At 60.0% G+C, this 18,845-nt stretch carries 16 protein-coding genes; 2 read left to right on the plus strand and 14 right to left on the minus strand.

The genetic code is table 11. The annotated features are described in order from the left end of the window. Positions 1–129: 129 nt before the first annotated feature. The 10 genes from GDJ93_RS09010 to GDJ93_RS09055 all read right to left on the minus strand — a co-directional run bounded on the left by GDJ93_RS09010 (position 130) and on the right by GDJ93_RS09055 (position 9,139). Entirely contained in the window at positions 130–1,152 is a 1,023-nt protein-coding gene (locus GDJ93_RS09010) for a YitT family protein (RefSeq protein WP_152068542.1), read from the minus strand. Between the two features lie 208 nt (positions 1,153–1,360). Further along, positions 1,361–1,882, minus strand: a complete 522-nt coding sequence (locus GDJ93_RS09015; protein ID WP_138374888.1) for an Asp23/Gls24 family envelope stress response protein — start codon at positions 1,880–1,882, stop codon at positions 1,361–1,363. Between the two features lie 44 nt (positions 1,883–1,926). Beyond that, the gene (locus GDJ93_RS10165) at positions 1,927–2,304 is read right to left on the minus strand and encodes a DUF2273 domain-containing protein (protein WP_040358983.1); all 378 of its coding nucleotides are present in this window, start codon (positions 2,302–2,304) and stop codon (positions 1,927–1,929) included. Further along, entirely contained in the window at positions 2,297–2,842 is a 546-nt protein-coding gene (locus tag GDJ93_RS09025) for an Asp23/Gls24 family envelope stress response protein (RefSeq protein WP_152068543.1), read from the minus strand. Before GDJ93_RS09025 ends, GDJ93_RS10165 begins: the two co-directional genes overlap by 8 nt. Before the next feature lie 165 nt (positions 2,843–3,007). Next, positions 3,008–3,814 (minus strand): YebC/PmpR family DNA-binding transcriptional regulator, encoded by an 807-nt coding sequence (locus GDJ93_RS09030; RefSeq protein ID WP_117734266.1) that lies wholly within the window; start codon positions 3,812–3,814, stop codon positions 3,008–3,010. 164 nt (positions 3,815–3,978) lie between these two features. Continuing rightward, positions 3,979–6,162 carry a DUF6020 family protein gene (locus tag GDJ93_RS09035; RefSeq protein WP_226812573.1) on the minus strand — a complete coding sequence of 728 codons (2,184 nt, stop codon included), beginning with the start codon at positions 6,160–6,162 and terminating at the stop codon, positions 3,979–3,981. A 135-nt stretch (positions 6,163–6,297) separates the two neighbouring features. After that, positions 6,298–7,119 (minus strand): prolipoprotein diacylglyceryl transferase, encoded by an 822-nt coding sequence (lgt, locus tag GDJ93_RS09040; protein WP_152068544.1) that lies wholly within the window; start codon positions 7,117–7,119, stop codon positions 6,298–6,300. 109 nt (positions 7,120–7,228) lie between these two features. Further along, positions 7,229–7,507 carry a NifU family protein gene (locus GDJ93_RS09045; protein ID WP_035137589.1) on the minus strand — a complete coding sequence of 93 codons (279 nt, stop codon included), beginning with the start codon at positions 7,505–7,507 and terminating at the stop codon, positions 7,229–7,231. Between the two features lie 171 nt (positions 7,508–7,678). After that, the gene (locus GDJ93_RS09050; protein ID WP_050766113.1) at positions 7,679–8,203 is read right to left on the minus strand and encodes a deoxycytidylate deaminase; all 525 of its coding nucleotides are present in this window, start codon (positions 8,201–8,203) and stop codon (positions 7,679–7,681) included. An 84-nt stretch (positions 8,204–8,287) separates the two neighbouring features. After that, positions 8,288–9,139, minus strand: a complete 852-nt coding sequence (locus GDJ93_RS09055) for a type III pantothenate kinase (RefSeq protein ID WP_152068545.1) — start codon at positions 9,137–9,139, stop codon at positions 8,288–8,290. Between the two features lie 192 nt (positions 9,140–9,331). Here GDJ93_RS09055 and GDJ93_RS09060 point away from each other — a divergent pair, with 192 nt between their 5' ends. Then, positions 9,332–11,035 (plus strand): OPT/YSL family transporter, encoded by a 1,704-nt coding sequence (locus tag GDJ93_RS09060; protein WP_152068546.1) that lies wholly within the window; start codon positions 9,332–9,334, stop codon positions 11,033–11,035. A gap of 201 nt (positions 11,036–11,236) precedes the next feature. Here the strand turns inward: GDJ93_RS09060 and GDJ93_RS09065 are convergent, their stop codons facing one another. Next, complete coding sequence (locus GDJ93_RS09065) at positions 11,237–14,704, minus strand: CAP domain-containing protein (RefSeq protein ID WP_152068547.1); 3,468 nt, start codon at positions 14,702–14,704, stop codon at positions 11,237–11,239. 307 nt (positions 14,705–15,011) lie between these two features. Between GDJ93_RS09065 and GDJ93_RS09070 the strand changes: the two genes are divergently transcribed. Beyond that, the gene (locus GDJ93_RS09070) at positions 15,012–16,151 is read left to right on the plus strand and encodes a DUF389 domain-containing protein (protein WP_152068548.1); all 1,140 of its coding nucleotides are present in this window, start codon (positions 15,012–15,014) and stop codon (positions 16,149–16,151) included. A gap of 125 nt (positions 16,152–16,276) precedes the next feature. Here the strand turns inward: GDJ93_RS09070 and GDJ93_RS09075 are convergent, their stop codons facing one another. The 3 genes from GDJ93_RS09075 to GDJ93_RS09085 all read right to left on the minus strand — a co-directional run bounded on the left by GDJ93_RS09075 (position 16,277) and on the right by GDJ93_RS09085 (position 18,435). Continuing rightward, positions 16,277–16,726: a hypothetical protein gene (locus GDJ93_RS09075; RefSeq protein WP_152068549.1), complete on the minus strand. Its 450-nt coding sequence runs from the start codon at positions 16,724–16,726 to the stop codon at positions 16,277–16,279. 190 nt (positions 16,727–16,916) lie between these two features. Further along, positions 16,917–17,360, minus strand: a complete 444-nt coding sequence (locus tag GDJ93_RS09080) for an aryl-sulfate sulfotransferase (RefSeq protein ID WP_152068550.1) — start codon at positions 17,358–17,360, stop codon at positions 16,917–16,919. 115 nt (positions 17,361–17,475) lie between these two features. After that, positions 17,476–18,435 carry a 3-hydroxyacyl-CoA dehydrogenase gene (locus GDJ93_RS09085; RefSeq protein WP_152068551.1) on the minus strand — a complete coding sequence of 320 codons (960 nt, stop codon included), beginning with the start codon at positions 18,433–18,435 and terminating at the stop codon, positions 17,476–17,478. Between the last annotated feature and the right edge of the window lie 410 nt (positions 18,436–18,845).

Consider the following 18,845-nt stretch of genomic DNA (forward strand, 5'->3'; position numbering starts at 1 on the left):
TGAACAAATCACTTGGATCGCAAACGATGTCTTTAGCATCATTATTGCCCAATGTGGGGTCAAATACTCAAAGATGACCGATTTGCAAGATACACGGCGCCAGCAGGCGGTTCGTTGAATACGTCTGTGCTAGTTCGTTCCGCGGAAGCCCTTGCCGACAATCTCGGAGCTGTCGACGATCGTGATAAAGGCACCCGGATCGACCTCGCGCGCATAACGGCGCAGCTGCACGGCCTCGCGACGGCTCAGCACGCTCATGATCACCGTCACGCACTTGCCCGAGAAGGCACCGTAGCCGCGATTGATGGTCGCCGTACGGTTGAGATGCTTGACGATAAACTCCTCGACCTTAAGGGGCTCGGAGCAAATGACCGTGCAGACTTTGCGCAGGTGAATGCTCTCAATGGCTTTGTCGACCACAAGCGTCTTGGCAAACAGGCCGAGCACACAATACAGACCGACACGCGGGCCATACAAAAAGGCCGCGATGGCCACGATGCCGATATCAACCAACAGCAGCGCGCGGCCAATCTCGAGCGTCGTGCGGCGCTTGAGGATCATGGCAAGAATGTCCGTGCCGCCCGTCGAGGCGCCAATATCAAAGACAATAGCGCTGCCGAGCGCCGGCAAGATGACGGCAAAGCACAGGTCGAGCCACATATCACCCGTCAGAGAGACATCGGTCGGAATAAAAAGCTCAAACAGCGAAACATAGGCCGAAAGCGCAAACGAGGCGAAGACGCTCCACAGGATTGCCTTGCGCTCCAAAAAGATAAAGCCCAAGACGACGAGAACCGCGTTGATAATCCACATAAAAACGCCGACGGGCAGGGTCGGGAACAGCGTGGACAGAATGACCGACACGCCCGAGGTGCCGCCAAAAGCAAAGTGATTAGGGGTTTTAAACGCAACGATGGCGAAGGCCGTAAGAATCAGGCCCAGATTGAGCTCGGCAAAAAAGCGCGGGAAGCCCGGCTCCTGGCTGCGCTTTTGACCGACACGCTCGCCGCGCTCGATATCGGTGCGATCAACCACGCGCTCCATCGGCACCACGGGAGGACGATGCACCTCCTCGGCAGCACGCGATGCCGCCTCTGCCGCGGCGGCCTCAATCGCCCATGCCTTGCTTTCTGTTTCGTGCTCGTCGGCCATTACGGCAACCCCTCGTTAACAATTTGGAAACAATGCGCCCATTAGGGTAACGCGGAACGCGACGATTGCAACCCCTAGTTAGACGAGCGGTATGCCCACATCGGGGGGCATACAAATAACGGCCGGCCACGCTTTTGCTTGCGCGGTCGGCCGTTTAACGTTTTCGCAGATAAAGCCTGCCAAAACAAACCTGTCCCTTTTTGGAAGGTTACTCGTGCTGGCTGGTGCGGTGCTCGTACTCCTCGGGGGTGATGACGTCCTCGATGCGCAGGTTGACGCCCGCCACCTCAAGGCCGGTCATCGCGGCAAGGCGCTCGGTGACACGTGCCTTGACATCGTCGAAGATCGCGGGCGCATAGGCGCCGTACTCGATAATGACGGAGATGTTGACGACCACGCGATTGTCATCGGTGACCTCAACCGTCACGCCCTTGGTCAGATTCTCGGCACCAAACTGCTCCTGCACAAAGTGCATAAGGTTACCCTTCATGCCCAGGACGTGCGGCACCTCGCGGGTGGCCATGGCGACGATCTTCTCGATCACACCGTTGGAATAGGTCAGCGAGTCCTCGGACTCGTCTGTTTCCTCATCATCCTCGTCCGCGTCATCGGCGGACTCGGCCTCGACGAGCGCCTCATCCTCGAGCGTCACATCCTCGGCTTCGGCGACGGCCGCCTCATTCTCCTCGAGCTCGGTATCGGCCACATCGACCTTCGTATTAAAAGCCATGGTTCCTCCTTATGCCTGCCGCGGATGCGACAGTCGAATACATATTAGCGACCGCTAAACAGACGGCCGAAGAAGTTGACGATCCCGTTCTCGCCGTCGCGAATTTGGCCGATCACAGCGCCGATCAGCACGAAGAATGCAATGACGAGCGTGTCCCACAGGCCCAACGTGAGCACCAACACAGCGAGGATAAAGCCAGCGACGGCACCGAGCGTGGTGTTGGGATGACGCACAGCATAGCTCCAGATGGCAGCGCCCGTACCCTTGATGAGACCCATAGCCTCGTCAAAATCCGCGGCCGCCGCGTCTTGCAACTCAGTTGCCTCTGCTTTGGAATCAACAGGTTCGCTCGCCGGCGTGGCGCTCTGGTCAATCGTCAGGCGCGGCGTACGAGCGGTCTTATCTTGATTGGTATCACTCACCGGAAACCTCCACGGTCTGGACGGTAGTCTTGGACGGCAAAAAACGGACGCGCGTGGTCGTACCCGGCGTGCCGAGCATGGTGTCGCAAGCTTCCTCGATGCGCTGCTGCATCGCGGTAGCCAGAGATGCCACGTCCTTATCGTCAAGCGCGATAGCCTCGACCTTAAAACGGACGTGCGAATCGTCGGAGCCTTGGACGCGGGCCTCGACATGCTCGATCATCACGCGGTCGTCGCGCTCGGCAGCAGCTCTGGCGCACGAAGAAAGCGCCGCGAGCGTGACCTCGATATTGCGCTCCCCCGCCGGATGCACGCAGGACGGCTCACGACGAGCAAACATCAGGCGGAAGAAGCTTACCAGCACGCCGATCGCCACAACTCCGCCGCATGCCGTAACGACGACGCGAGGCATGGCGTCACGCAGCAGCAGCATAAAGCGATACGTATACGGTCCCCAGAACTGGCAGACAAGCGTACCCAGCGCCACGATGGCGGCGGCAAGATACACGATCGCTAGAGCTCGTTTGAGTACGCGCACGCGCGCTCCCTTCAGGTTTCGGTCCACAGAATGCAAAACGATTCGCATCATTATAAAAGAGCCGGGTCCGGTGCCATACGCACGCGGATCCGGCTCATCTATTCCACGAGGCTTGCATGCTCGCTTCATTATGCCCAGATATGCACGGCTTAACCCGTGTGGGCGCTACTCCTCCTCGAGGGCAGCGATGACCTCGTCGGTCATGTCCATGGTGCTGTAAACATCCTGGACGTCGTCGAGCTCCTCAAGACGGTCGATGAGGCGCTGAACCTTCTTGGCATCGGCGCCAGAAACCTCGGTCGGGGTGGTCGGGACCATGGTGGTCTCGGAGCCCTTGACCTGGACGCCCTGCTCCTCGAGCGCCTTGGAGACAGCCATAACGTCGTTGGCAGCAGTCCAGACGATCCACTCCTCGCCGGCGTCCTCGTAGTCCTCGCCACCGGCCTCGGCGATGGCCATCATGAACTCATCCTCGTCACCGGCAGCACCGTTGGCGATCATGGTCTCCTTCTTGGCGTTCTCGTCCAGGATCTCCTTGGCGACGACGATCTGGCCCTTGCGCTCAAACTGGAAGGCGACGGAGCCGGAGGTGCCCAGGTTGCCACCAGCGTGGGAGAAGGCGGAACGGACATCAGCGGCGGTACGGTTGCGGTTGTCGGTCAGGCAGTCGACGTAGACGGCGACACCGGCGGGACCGTAGCCCTCGTACACGATGTTCTCGTAGACGGCGGCGTCAGCACCCGAACCAAAAGCCTTGTCGATAGCGGACTTGATCTTGTCCTTAGGCATGGACTGAGCCTTGGCCTTGGCAACGGCAGCGGCGAGGCTGGCGTTGTTCTCGGGCAGCGGGTCACCGCCGAGACGGGCAGCAACGGTGATGTTGCGGCTGAGCTTGGAGAAGAGGGCGGAACGCTTGGCGTCCTGCGCGCCCTTACGATGCTTGGTTGTGGCCCACTTAGAGTGTCCGGACATACGTGTCTCCTATCGGTTTCGACCTAAAGCCCAGCGCAGATGCTCGGGCAATATAAACAAACGTCGTTATGATATACCTACTGGCCTGCGAGATAAACCCCAAAATGGAGGCGTCGTGATGATGGCCCCTTTGGCGCAAAGAAACCTGACCCCAATGCACCAAGTTAGAACCAGAGGAAGTCGCTGCGGGTGACGGTGGCGCCGATGGCAAAGGGCATGCAGGCGATAACCGGATACAGGTAGCGCATGTAGGTTGAGCCGTTGCACGGGCCAATCAGGCACACGGCGAGCACACCCAACAGCGGCACCCAGATCGCCAGCGCACGCCATGAATGACGACGCAGCAGGTAGACCACCACGGCGATCATGATCCACACATAGGTGGCCGAGCTCATGGTGAGCGAGATAAAGGGAACACGCTGCACCGCCACACGGTACAAATTGATCAGGTGGTCGCACCAGCGCACCACGTTGCTGTCAACCGGATGGAAGTCGAAGTACTTGAGGTTATCGGGCTTTGCCATGATCTCGGCACTGCGCGCCGTGCTGTAGACCCACGCATCGCGGGCACTCGGATAAAAGTAGCCGTAGTAGTTATTGATGAGCGCCGAGATATAGCACTCGGGATCCTTTTTGAACATCTGAGCCCACACCTCAAAATAGGCCTTGATGTCCTCCTGCGAGGCGTACTCGTTAAAGCAATTTTTAACGGCGTCCGACTTATCCGGGTTGTAACGGCGGCCCAGATTCTCGTACTTGAGCACCCGGTCGATCACGGCGCGTTCCTCATCGGCCACCAAGCCGTCGCAAGGAGCCTCCACGATGGTGCCGTCCTCCTTAACCGTAGGGTTGACGCCCGAGTTGAGGCCGTCGTGCTTTTGGACGAAACGAGCCGTCTGCTGGAACGGAATCGAAAGGATTTCGCGCTTGGAACCAGGCGTGATGTCGTGCGCCGGCATAAAGACCTTGGTGAAGTACATATTAGAGGCAAGGCAGAGCGCGAGCACCGCGAGAACGCCAACCCAGCGGAAGCGCGGGATGGCGCCCGAAGGCGCAGCACCAGTCTGCTTGGCTGCACGACGAGCCACATGCACGTCCCATACGCAAAACGCCGCCGCGATTACGCATGCCGCCAGGGGAAACACCAGGCCGCCGTTGCGCAGAAACGTGGAACCCATGGCGCCCAGAGCGAGCAGCAGCCAGTCGTGGCGCGCAAAGAGCACGGGGGCTTTCTCGCCCGCTCGCTCGACATTGGCATCACGACGGGGCAAGCCACATGCCACGAGCTTAACGGTCTGTACCAGCAGCACCAAGAACGCATCGGCAAAGAGCACGTCTTTGGTGAGCAGCGCCGCGTAGTTAGAGAACATCGGCATAAACGCAAAGAACAGCAGGATCGCACCGCGAACCGGCAGGCTCACGCCCAGTTTGCGCAACGATGAAATGGAATAGGCCATGCAGGCGGCCGTAATGACAAATTGAGCGCAGGTATAGATGATGAGGCCCGCGTTAGCGCTGTTGAACATCGAAAGCCCCAGCTGAACGCACGAGCCGATAATGGCCGTGTGCACTACGGGATGATGCCCGTTGAGCAACACATTAGGATTGAGCAGACGCAAGTAGTCGCTCGTGCCGTTGGGATAGTTGAACCACTGGCGAATCTGCGCGCCCGTATCTCCCATAAAAAGGCCAGGCAGCGAAGCGATGAGCGTGGGCGCCCAGGCGATCATAAGCACCAGGAAGGGCCCGGCAAAGGGATGGACCGAGAGCACGGCGTGAGTCACACGCCATACGCGGCCAAAGTGCACCTCGGAAAACGGAATGCGCCGAGTGCTCAGCCAATCTAGACACTCAAAGGCAAGGTAGAAGGCAACGACCGCCAAGAGCATCCAGCCCGCGCCGCCAATCCAGGCGCAGATGATGCGAGCTTTGTCGCCAAGGACAATCTCGGCCGAGTCGGTGAGGTCGTAGCTGCGGCCGAACACCATGCAGATGGCGAAGAACAGCGACGGCAGAATGATCGATGGACGCCAGGTGTCGCCACGGCCAAAGAACACGTAGCGAAACGGCAAGGTGAGCAGGCAGGCAAGTGCAAGCAGCATGACCGCGTCGGTATGGCCGGCAAACGAGAGGAGCACCTCGTAGCACACGTACAGCATGCCCGAGGCTTTGGGGTCAATCGCCAAGACTGCGTTGCTCGACACCGGGGAGGGGTCGATGGAAAACGCCGTGGTCGCCAACAGCGCGAGCAAAAATGCGATGAGCGTCTGCTTGGCGGGGTAGCGCTTAAACCAGACGATGCGGGCAGCGTCGCGCGCAGCCGTTGTGGAGAGATCGGAATCCTTCACAGTCCAAAGAGCCTTTCTAGAAACCTGCAAAAAAGGGACAGGTTTATTTTGGCAGGTTTTATCTGGGGAAACGTTACGGTTCTGTCATCGTTGCCCAGCAAACCACCACAAAGGTGCCTGTTCACTTTTTGGTGGTTAAGCGTCGAGGTAGATGCGCTGGGGCTGGTTGCGGCGACGAGCAAAGATGATGAGCGCCAGGCCCGCGATTACGAGCGGCAGGCTCAGCAGCTGACCCATGGTGATGACGCCGCCCAGCAGATAGCCCAGCTGGGCATCGGGCACGCGCACAAACTCAATGAGGAAGCGGACGATGCCGTAACCCATCACAAAGACGCCCATAAACGTGCCTTGGGGCAGTAGCGGCTTTTTGCGGCTGAGCACCTGCAGAATGCAAAAGAGCACAATACCCTCGAGGAATGCCTCGTAGAGCTGGGAGGGATGGCGCGGCATATCGCCCGCGGTGCCGCCAAAGATCACGCCCCAGGGCAGATCGGTCGGCTTGCCCCACAGCTCGCCGTTGACAAAGTTGGCACAACGGCCCAGGCACAAGGCCAGCGGCGCGCCTATGACGGCAAGGTCTGCCAAAGTCCATGCGTCGAGCTTATACATGCGGCATACGATGATGCCGCCGATAATGCCGCCCACCAAACCGCCGTGGAAGCTCATGCCGCCCTCGTTGGTGGCAAAGATCTCGAGCGGGTGCGCCCAGTAGTAGCCATCACCGTAAAAGACGACGTAGAACAGGCGCGCACCGATAATGAGGCCAAAAACCACGCCGACCACGACACTCGTCAGGTCATCAATCGTGATGTTAAAACCCCAGCGACGCTGCGTGCGGTACATGACAACCGCCGTGAGCAGGGCGCCGACCACATAGGCCAGACCATACCAGTAAATCGTGATAGGCCCCGCCGAAATCGCGACGGGATCAAGCATATGGTAGAAGTCGTTGAGCATGTCGACCCTCCTACTCCCTACATACAAATGCGGCCGCGGGCCTTGCGCTCGCAGCCGCATATTTGGGCGTAACGTCTATGCGGAGTATGCCGTCCGCAGCTTTCGCAGCTTAGAACGGCGCGTACTCGTCGTACAGGTCCTCGGCCTCGCCGGAGGCATTGACCTGCTCAACTCGGGTAACGCCGGGCACATGCTCCTTCAGGATGCGCTCAATACCCATGGACAGGGTCAGCGAGCTCATGGGGCAGCCGGCGCAAGCGCCCTGCAGCTCCAGTTTGACGACGCCCTCGTCGTCAACGCCCACATACTCCATATCGCCGCCATCGGCCTGCAGGTTGGGGCGAATCTCTTCAAGAACCTTCTTAAGCAGCTCTTCGTTAACAGCCACAGGGGCTCCTTTCTCACAATTACGCGGGCGCGCCCGCGGACAGAAGCTATGTTACTACAGCCGTGTACCCGCTCACGAGCCGTCCATGCGCGCAGACGCGACTTTCATGAGTAGTCAATTTGGGACGGGACTCTTTTAACTGCGTTCGTCGTCAGATATCGACAACGCATATTACTGCCGAGCCTGTCCCCCGGTACCAATCTGAACATCGACGATAACCTGGCGGTAGCTGATGCCACAGGAGTCGAGAATGCGGCGGCTGATACGGCCGTCATCGGTGTCGGCGTACTTGTTGTCCAGGTAGACGACCTCGCCCACGCCCACCTGAGCCAAAATCTTGGCGCAGTCGTGGCACGGGAACAGCGTGACGTAGACCGTGGAACCCTCGAGGTCCTTGAGCGAGCCACGGTAGTTGAGCACGGCATTGGCCTCGGCATGGACCACGTAGTTGTGCTTGTCCTGCAGTGGGTCGTCGCTCGTACCCCACGGAAAAAAGTCGTCGTTGAGCGCCGAGGGTGTACCGTTGTAGCCCACCGAAAGGATGCGGTGGTTGGTGTTGGCGATGCACGCACCCACCTGCGTGTTGGGGTCCTTGCTGCGGCGCTGCGCGGCGATGGCCACGCTCATAAAGAACTCGTCCCAGCTAATGACGTCCAGGCGCTTGCCTGACGAAGTTTGATGAAGATCGTCCGACATGGCAGACACCTCCGTAATCGCAATAGTTTGACCCATTGTAGCAGGTGAAAGGTGGGGGCGTTTGTCCCACCGGCGCCCTCACCTTTACACGCGGCGGGGCTTTTGGTTGATGTGGTAGAGCTCGGCGAGACCCCGCAACGTCAGCGCGTCGTCGACCGTCAGGCTATGGCCGACCAGCAACGCGAGCGCCTCGGCATCGTCGCCGGTAATGACGATGGGCACGTCGCCCTCCCCCGCGGCCTTGGTCGCGCGCATCTCGGCGAGCACCATATCGAGCATGCCGTCGATGCGGGCCACCTCGCCCAGAACCACGCCCGAGCGCATGGCCTCACGCGTGTTGCGGCCAATCACATGCGTGGGCGCCGAAGGCTCGACCTGAGGCAAACGCGCCGCAGCGGCCGAAAGCGACCGGGCACCGAGCGCCAGACCCGGCGCGATGACGCCGCCCACAAAGGTTCCGCACGCGTCGATGACCTCAATATTGGTCGTCGTACCCAGGTCGATCACGATGCAGGGAGAGCCGTAGACGGCGCGTGCCGCCACAGCGTCGGCGATGCGGTCGGGGCCGATCTCGGCCGGATCGTCGTAGTGTACGGGCATGCCGGTCTTGAGGCCCGGCCCCACGGTGAGCACGCGTCCTGTGCAGATGCGGGAAAGCGCCGCCTTCCACGGGCGCTCGAGCGCCGGCACCACGCAACTCAGCACTGCAGCTGCGGGAACGAGCGCACCCGGCATGCCCGCATCGGCCGCCAGCGCGGCCATGACTTGAGCGAGACGCATACGCGCTTCGTCGGCCGTAATGCTCGATGGCGTCGTGATCTCGCACGTCGCAAGCGGGCATTCCTGCGCCGCGGCCGAATCCTCGGCAAACAGACCAAAGCGAATGAACGTGTTACCCACGTCGACCGTCAATATATATGCGCACCCATTAAGCATCGTCGGCGCTCCTTTCGTCTGCCCAGCAGTATATCGCCTACCTAAACCAGTCATCCCAAAATGACTAGCTTACGGCTATACTGGTGCGCGGTCGCGCGCGAGCTCACGCGGCGGCCCTTGGTAACCCGACTTCCCGCGCCGTATCCGTAGCGGCGCTCCCGGGGGAAGCGGATATACGCAAAGGAGTTTTATATGAGCAATCCCTCGAACCGCGCTTCGATGCGCGGGCAACTCACGCTGCGCGGCGTCGTCATCGGCGTCCTTGGCTGCGTGATTATCACGGCAAGCTCGGCCTACACCGCCCTCAAGATGGGCGCACTCCCCTGGCCGATCGTCTTCGCTGCCGTCATCTCGCTGTTCTTCCTTAAGCTCATGGGCAACGCCACTCTCAACGAGGCCAACGTCACCCACACCATCATGTCCGCAGGCGCCATGGTCGCCGGCGGTCTGGCGTTTACCATCCCGGGCGCCTGGATGCTGGGCTATGCCGACCAGATCAGCTGGCTCGACATGTTTATCGTGGCACTCGCCGGCACCATCCTGGGCCTGCTGGCCACCGCGCTCATCCACCGTCACTTTATCGTGGACGCCGCGCTTGAGTTCCCCACCGGCAACGCCGCAGCTCAGACGCTGCGTGCTACCGAAGCCGGCGGCAAGACCGGCAAGCAGCTCTTTGGTTCCATGGCCATCGCCGGCATCTATAGCGTGCTGCGCGACGCCCTGGGCGTGGTGCCCAGCATGCTGTGCACGCTCAACATCCCCGGCGTGACCTTTGGCATCTACAACTCGCCCATGCTGCTCTCCGTCGGCTTCCTCGTGGGCTTCGCTCCCGTCGCCTTCTGGTTTGCCGGCGCGCTGCTGGGCAACTTTGGCATCATCGTGGGTGGCACCGCTGCCGGTCTGTTCGACGTTGTGACTGCGCAGGGTATCGTCAAGTCCCTAGGCATGGGCCTCATGATGGGCTTTGGCGTCGCCGTCGTCCTCAAGGACATCTTGCCGCAGGTCGCCGGTATCGTCCGCGGTCTTGCCGCCGACAGCTCCACCGACACCGACGAGCAGTCGCTCATCTCGGGCTCCCTTAAGCTCGACGCCGGTATCATCGGCCTGGGCGCTGCCGCCATCGCCGTGATCATCGCCATCGTGCTCGACCTTGGCCCCGTTCCGGCCGTCATCGTCACGCTGTTCACCTTTGTCACCACCATCATGAGCGCACAGAGCTGCGGCCAGACGGGCATCGACCCCATGGAGATCTTTGGCCTCATCGTTATGCTCATCGTGGCTGCCTTCGCACAGATCGCTCAGGTCAAGCTGTTCTTTATCGCCGGCATCGTAGCCGTGGCGTGCGGCCTTGCGGGCGACGTCATGAACGACTTTAAGGCCGGAGCCGTACTGGGTACCAACCCGCGTGCACAGTGGGTCGGCCAGGCCATTGGCGGCATCGTGGGCGCCCTGGTCGCTGCCGCCGTCATGGTCGCGCTCGTCACCGCCTATGGTCCGGACGCCTTCGGCCCCGACAAGAGCTTTGTGGCCGCGCAGGCAAGCGTGGTCGCCACCATGGTCTCGGGCATCCCGAGCGTGCCGTGGTTTGCGGGCGGTTTTATCGCCGGCATCGTCATGTACTGGCTCGGCATTCCGGCCATGATGATCGGTCTGGGCGTGTACCTGCCGTTCTACATGTCGCTCACGGCCTTCTTGGGCTCCTGCGTCAAGCTCGCCTACGACAAGTGGGCCGCACACCGCGACGCCGAGGCAGGCCTTTCGGACGAGGAGAAGGCTGCCAAGGACGCCGCCTTCCAGGAACAGGGCTTGGTTGTCGCCAGCGGCCTGCTCGGCGGTGAGTCCATCGTCGGCGTTATCCTGGCGTTTGTCTCCGTGGGCTTAAGCCTGCTGGGCTAAGCTGAGCAGCTGCTCGACAGCAACCATATTGCCCACGATTTGCTCGGTCGGTAGCTTTCGCGGCTACCGACCGAGCTTTTTGATACCAACGCAAAGAAAGGCCGACGCGCTGCATTTAACAGCGCGCCGGCCTTGTCGGTTAAGCCATCGAAGCGTTCCTGCTATGAACCGAAGTTCGTTGCAGAAACTACGCTCGAAACGCTACATCTGCTTGCGACGACGATCACTCAGCGTCACACCAGCGGCCACGAGGGTGATACCGCCGATGACGAACACCTCGCCCGCAAGAGCGGAGTCATCACCGGTCTGGGCAAGTGCTCCCGACGTGGTCTGCTTCTTGGCAGCAGACGCCTTTGCGGCGGCCTGCGTAACCTGGAGCTTGGCCTGAGGCTTGGCCTGCGGCTCAGCCTTGGGATGATACTTGTCGTACTCGGCCTGAGCGGCAGCCAAGGCATCCTTGGCATCTCCGAGCTCGGCCAGTGCAGCGGCATAGGCGTCGTTGGCATCGGACAGCTTGGCATCGGCATCGCTCAGGGCAGCCTTGAGACCAGCGGCAGCATCGACGGCAGCCTTGTAGCGAGCGTAGGCAGCGTTCAGCTTGACCAGCTTCTCGTTGCCCGTCGTGCCCGCGGCAAGGGATGCCTTGTGGTCGACAGCCTCAAGATCGGCCCTGAGTGCCTCGTCGTTGGCAAGCTCGGCCTTGGCCTTGACAATATCGAGGTTCGCATCGACGACGGCTTCGTTGGCGGCCTCGAGCTGCTTCTGGGCATCGGCGACACCGGCGACGGCAGCGTCATAGGCGGTCTTGGCGTCATCGACCGCCTTCTGGGCGCCGGCGAAGCGCTTGAAGGCCTTGTTCGCGGTGGCCAGTTCGCCCTCGGCAGCCTTGGCCTTGGCCTGTTCGTCGGACAGGGCCTGCGTCTTGGCGCCAACTGCCTGCTTGGCGTCCGAAAGAGCGGTCGCGGCCTGGACATCTGCGGCCTGGGCCTTGTCTACACCAGCCTGGGCGGCATCGTCGGCCTTCTTTGCCTCGTCAAGCGAGCCCTGCTTATTCGCAAGGTCCGCCTGGGCGGCATCGCGCTTGGCGGCAAGGTCCTTGACCGAAGCGGTAGCGTTGCCATACGCCTCGTTGGCCTGTTCGGACTTTGCCTTGGCGGCATCGCGGGCGCTGTGAGCCTTCGCCTTGTGAGCAGCGGCCTCGGCTGCCTTCGTCTTGCTGTCAGCAAGCGTGGCGTTTGCCTTATCGAGAGCTGCCTGGGCAGTAGCGGCCTTGCTCTTGGCGGCTTCAAGCTTGGTATGGGGCGTCTTGACGTCGATACCCTTGAGTTTGGCTTCGGCGGCGTTGTATGCCGTCTTCGCGGCGGCGGTGCCGGACTTAGCCTTCTCGTACTCGCCCTTGGCGGTGTTCACGTTCGTGTCGGCCGCGGTATAGGCGTCTTGTGCGTCTTTCTGATTATTGAGAGCAGCGAGATATGCCGTATCGGCCGTGCCCAGCGTCTTCTGCGCCTCGGCGAGCTTGCTCTGGAGCTCCTTGAGTTGCGCCTTCTGCGCCTGCGTGCCGCCAGCGTTATAGGCAGAATCGATGTAGTCGTTCACGAGCTTCTTGAACTCGGAGACAGTGAAATCCTTCTGCCCCGTGCTCCCGCTATAGTCGAAAACGGTTACCTCGGAATCGGTATTCTTACCGCTACCGGTCGCGATGCCGATAGCCTTCGCGCCGGCATCGATGATGTTTAGATAGTGCGCGCACTCATGGTAGATGCTGTTGTAGTGCTGGTAGATATAGTAGGAATCATATCGATGGCTTCCAAGTGCGTCACCATACTGCTCGACGTACTTATCGAACGCCTTTTTCTCCTGGGTGTAGAGACCGGTATATGGCCAGCCAAGCGTATCCTCGGTCTCGCCTCCGGTGTATGCCCCGCCGCCGCCTGCAAGATTCTCACCTTGATCGAAATAGCAGTTCGAGTGTCCCCAGATGTTCGATGAATATGATGTATTGAGGGCGGCTGCCGCAGTCATGCGGAGGCTGACGCTAAGCTCAGACTGGCCGTTCGCCTTGCGGAGGTTGTTCTGGGTATCGAGGTAGGTCAGGGCGTTACGCATCTGCTCCAAGGAGAGCGGATTGGTGTCGCGAGACATGTCCTGATCGACGTACTTGTCATACCAGTCCTGTTTCTCTGTCGTCCCCATGAGCATCGACGCGGCGGTACTTGCATTCGACTTCTGCTGGGCGGTGAAATCGCTGCTGTTGCTGATGTGGGCCATAAAGCCGAGCATGCCCTTATTGATGACTTCCTGGTCAACGGTCATGTTGGACTTTAGGTCTGCAATCTGCTGCTCAAGAGCCTCAACCTGGGCATTAGCAGCGTCATAAGCCTTTTCCGCGGCGTTCGAAGCGGCGCAGGCTGCCTCCCACTCGCTGCGCTTCTGCTTGCGAACTTCGACAAGCTTATCGTACTCAGCCTTCTTGTCGGCCTCGGTCTGCTGGGCCTGCTCGTATGCCGTCTTCGCGGCGTCACGCTTACTGGCCGCGTCCTTGTACTCCTTGTTTGCTGCATCGTATGCAGACTGGGCAGATGCCACAGCAGCGTTGGCGGCGTTGGCCTTCTCCTGCGCGGCAGCGACGGCAGCCTGGGCGGCCTGCAGATTTGTCTGTGCGGTGGCGTCGGCATCCGTCGCGGCATTGAACTCCGCCTGCGCGGTCTTGAGCTCACCAGCAGCAGCGATCTTGGCGGCCTCAAGCGCACTCAGGTCGACACCCGTACCCGAGACGGCAGCATCGAGCGCGGCCTGCGCCTGGTTGAACTTCTGCTGGGCGTTATCGCGCGCGGTGGTTGCGGCTGCGAGCGCAGCGGCAGTCTCCTGCTTCTTGGCCTGGGCAGTCGTCAGAGCGGCCTCAGTGTCCTTCTTTTCCTGCTGGGCGCTAGCCTCGGCAGCCTTGGCCTGGTCCAGATTGGCCTGTGCAGTAGCAACGGCCTTATTGGCGTCATCGAGCTTTGCCTGTGCGTCCTCGACGGCCTTCTTGGCGGCCTCGTACTCGTCCATACCCATGGCCTCGAGCTTGGCCTGGGCATCATCGAGGGCCTTCTTGGCCTCATCCTGCTTTGCCTTGGCGTCCTTGAGCGCCTGGGTCTTATCCTCGACACTCTTGTTGGCTTGATCGAGCTGATCGTTCAGGTCGCCCAGCTTCTTCTGCTGCTGCTCGGTCTTTTCGACGGCGGCTTTGAGCTCGTCAATCTTCTCCTGGAGCGCGGCGACTTCTGCTGCGTTCTGCTCGATTTCGTTGTCGCTCACAGCCTGCGAGGCCTGATTCTTTTGCTGCTGCGCCTGCTTTTGAGACTGGCCCGCCGCGTCGGCCTTCTTCTGGGCGGCATCGTAGGCGGCCTGAGCGTCCTTGAGCTGCTTTGCCGACTCCTCGGCCAGCTGGGCAGCCGTCTTTACGACCGCTTGGTTACCGGCGGCAACGGTATTCTCTACAGAACTACCCCCCCCCTGAACAGAATCGCCGTTACCGGTTGACGGTGCGGCGATTGCCGCCAGCGGCGACATGAGCGGCTGAGCGATGAGGCCCGCCGTCAAAACGGTTGCGACGGCGCGGTTGGCAACGCCCTTGACGTTGACGGCCTTGGCCCGAGGCTCAAAGTGTTGTGGACTGTAGTTTGCCATGGCTTTCTCCCTTTGACACGGATGTATCCATACGTATCAAACGGTAGCTGTCGATTTTTGAATTCTGTTGCGCAACATTGGCGACCAGCGTATTTTTTGAAATTCGTGCTCCTGTGCTTCACAATTTCGTCACATTTGAAGGAGCTGGTGCATCATATTTTCGCGGGATGGAATTAAGCCTGTGATTTGCATTTGCTCCCGCGTCATCCGCCCTATCGGATTCCACATCCAACAGACACCCCGCCCGCCACGGTGTAGAGTTAGGACAACGGGCGCGTTGCGCGGACCGCGCTGGAACGAGGTGGACATGGAACTTGACAAACAACAGATCAAGCGACTGCGCGAGCGTCATCATCGGCGTCACGGCATCCGCCCCGCTCATAGCGAAGCCATGGAAAACATCACCCGCTTCCTCAAGCGCGCATTCAACATTCGCGAGGGACGCGCACCCTATCACGTGATCCGCAAGCGTTTTGTAAACGGCGCGCGTCTGACTGGCTCTCACCTGTGTATCCTCATCATCGCCATGCTCATCGCAAGCATCGGCCTCGATATCGATTCGGACATCGCCATCGTGGGCGCCATGCTCATCTGCCCGCTCATGGGCTCGGTTCTTGCCATGGCATATGGCATTGCCACGCTCGACCGCGAGATCACCGTCGAGGCCATTGCCAGCCTCGCACTGCAGATGGTCTTTTGCCTGGTCACGTCCACGCTGTATTTTAAGCTCTCGCCCCTTGGCACCACCACGGCCGCCATCATCGACAACTCGACACCCACCATATGGGACCTTGCCGTCGCGCTCGCGGGCGGCTTTGCGGGCGGGCTGGGCAACTCGCGCGATCAGGAACCCGCCACGCTCATCGCCGGCGTGGCCGTGGCAACCGCGCTCATGCCGCCCCTGTGCGCGGCGGGTTATGGCATTGCCATCGCGAGCGGGTCGCTGTTCCTCTCAGCCCTCTACGAGTTTGGCATCAACGTCGTCTTTATCGCGCTGGCGGCCGAAGCCGTATTGCTTCTTTTACGTGTACCGCTCAAGCGTGATCTCAACGGCGACGGCATTGTGACCGCCGAGGAAAACGCCGAGGTCGACGAGCTGTCACGCAAGGTGCGCCGCCGCATTATTGTGGGCACGGTAGTCTTTGCCATCCCCTGCATCGTTATGACCGCGGGTTCCATTGGCTCGGCGCAGGCCGGCGTTCAGGACGGCTACGGCGTCACTGAAACCACGCGCGAGCTTGCGGCGGTGCTACCGGGCTTTAAAGATTACACCGTCGCCGTCGAGACCTCGGCTACCGAAGGCGAGGAGGAGGGCATCGTCGAGCGCGAGATTGTCGCCCATGTGACGACAGGCGAGGCGCTTGGGGCACACGACCGTCACGTCGCCCGCAAGCTCATCGACCTCAACGTGCCTGAACTCGACCGCGTGGAGTTCGATGTCAAGTGATGCCGGCGCGGGACAAATGCTCGCACGGACGCAAGTTACGACGAGGCGCAGACGCGATACGGACACGAACAAATAGCGGGGTGCAGTTCACACCCGCGCCCCGCTCGCTGTTTTATTGCCGTGAATCAACTGTCCGGATCGACATCGCCAGATTCCACCGTAAACGCCGGATCGGTGCTCACAAGATAAAATCGGGTCACCTTAGTATTTCTAATTAGGTAAATCTGCCCCTGATTGCGTCGGCGCGATATATACGCAACGTGAACCGTGCCGAATTCTTCGCCGTTTTCTTTCTTTAATACCAGGATATTGGGATCGTCCGTACGCTTAAACCGCCCGTTTGTGCAGCTTCCGTCTTGGTCGACCAGCTGCCATCGACAGTTGTCCTCCTCATGAAAAGCCAGGCTTTCCCGACTCGTCTTGTCGTCCCGATAGTAACCGTCAATGGCAAACCCTTCGGAAGCGCATTCCTGCATATAGGACGTTTCTCGGCTTATAGCAAACAGCCCTGTAGCGCCCAGGAGCACAGTCAGGCAGACCACTGCAAGGGTTATCGAAATAGCACGGCGACCCATGTTAGCCCAACCGATAGTTGTTTAACGGAGCGTGAAACATACCTGGAACCTCCGATATTAGGGGGAACGTCGCCAGCAGGCTGGCGACAACTATATGTTTCTAACATCAAACCATATGGCTGCCACTCGCGGAGGGGGCATCGGCGAACGGCGTGTTTTCATACTCCATTGGTCAAACCTAAGCGCAGCGCTACAGCTCGTACTTGTACATGCGGTAGATGTACTTCTCGGCTTCCATCTCGTAGGTGGCGATGGGCAGTCCATAGCGATCGTACTCGGCAAAGGTCTTGGCCTGGCCCGATGCCACGAGCATACTATTCGAATCGCCGACGCGCTGTGCGCTGCTCACGTAGCCCGAGAACGGCACGGCGATCTGGCCCACAAGCTCGTAGGTGCGCGCGGTCTCGTCCACCGTAAAGATGTGCCCAAACGAATGCGTCCCCTTACTGTAGTCGGTCACCACCGCGGCGCCCAGCTGGCCCCAGTCGAACTTGGGATAGCTCTCGGTCGCACCAAAGTTGTTGTCGTACAGCAGCACCTGATAGCGACCGGTCGTTGCCGTGTCAGAACTCGGCAGATACGTCACGCTGTGCTGGCCCGCGTTGAGCGAAAAATCGCCCTGGGCCCGCAGCAGCTTGTCCTCAAAGCCCGAACCGGCTCATTGCCACTCCTTTCTATTTCTGGGTCCATCTTCTCACTGTTGGCGGCCGGAAATGATCCGTTTTCCTCCGTCCCCGAGAGGTCATTTTTTAGTACTTGAAGAAGCCCTCGCCCGAGCTTTCGCCCAGCTTGCCTTCGTCGAGCATTTTCTTGAGGACGGATGCCATGGCCTTAAAGTTGTAGGGCATCATCATCTTCTTGAGCAGCGGGCTCACCAGGCCCGGGACCTTCTGATACTGCATAACGATGTTGTACGCCGTCTGGATGCCCACGGTGTCGAATACGCGGAACGGGCCCTTGGGAGCGCCGGTGCCGCGCGTCCACGCGAGGTCGATGCTCTTGGGGTCACTCACACCCGAGACATACAGGTCAAGGCCCGAAAGCAGCCATGGCACCAGCATGGAATTGAGCAGATAGCCGTTCTTTTCCTTGTTGACGGGCAGGGCAAGCATACGGATATCGTTAGCAAAGTCGACGAGCTCATCGAAATAGCGCTTGTCGGTTTGGCTCTGGGCCATGACCTCGGTCATGTTGTTCTTCCAGATGGAGTTGGCAAAGTGCAGCGACAGGTACTTCTCGGGACGACCAGTGTACTTGGCAAAGGTGCTCGGCAGCAGCGTGGAGGAGTTGGTCACGACGACAGTCTTTTGCGGGAGGACCGGGGCGAGCTTCTTGTAGAAGTCAATCTTTGCCTGGGTATCCTCAGCCATAGACTCGATAACCAGGTCGGCGTCAGCCACTGCCTTGGCAAGATCGAGCTCCAGCTTGAGTGTGGAGTAGGCACGCTCAACGGCGGCGAGCGCCGCTTCCTTGTCGAAGGGCTGGCCGCTATCGGCGATACCGGCGCACCACTCGCCCGTGCCGTCCGCCATGCCCTCGATAGCCGCGATGTACTCCTCGCGCACATGATCGATCTTGGGCTGGGTGCGGCCGATGCTGCCCTCGCTGCGCAGCCAAATCGTTACATCAAAGCCGCAGTAGGCAGCCTGAAAGGCAATCTGGCTTCCCAGCACGCCGCCGCCGGCAACGCAAACGGTCTTGTAGCTCATGGAACGGTCCTCTCTTACGTAATTCCATAGATGTGTATTTATTCAACCGTAAGGAGGACGCGCGCTGGGGGTGGGTTCTATAAACGGACGGTAATTCGCGGCGAACGGCTACACCTGTTCATTAACTCAGGGCTTTACAGGCCGTTTTTTGGCGCTGCTGAACCGCTGTTTTCGGAAGTGCGGGGAAAAATCGGGTTTCGCCGACCAGATCGGCTTTTTTGACAACAAAACCGCAGGTCGCGGGAATCTAAAAAGGCGGTGTGCTCGGGAGGTTCGCGTTTTTCACCGCACTTCTGAAATCCGAGTCCGCGAAAGGCACCAGCAAGCCCATTTACGCAACATATGTCCAGCAAAAACGGGTGGTAGCCGGTACGACTACCACCCGTTTGTCTTATATCCGGCTCGAAGTA

Source organism: Collinsella aerofaciens (genome assembly GCF_902501475.1).
GTDB classification, from domain to species: domain Bacteria; phylum Actinomycetota; class Coriobacteriia; order Coriobacteriales; family Coriobacteriaceae; genus Collinsella; species Collinsella aerofaciens_AL.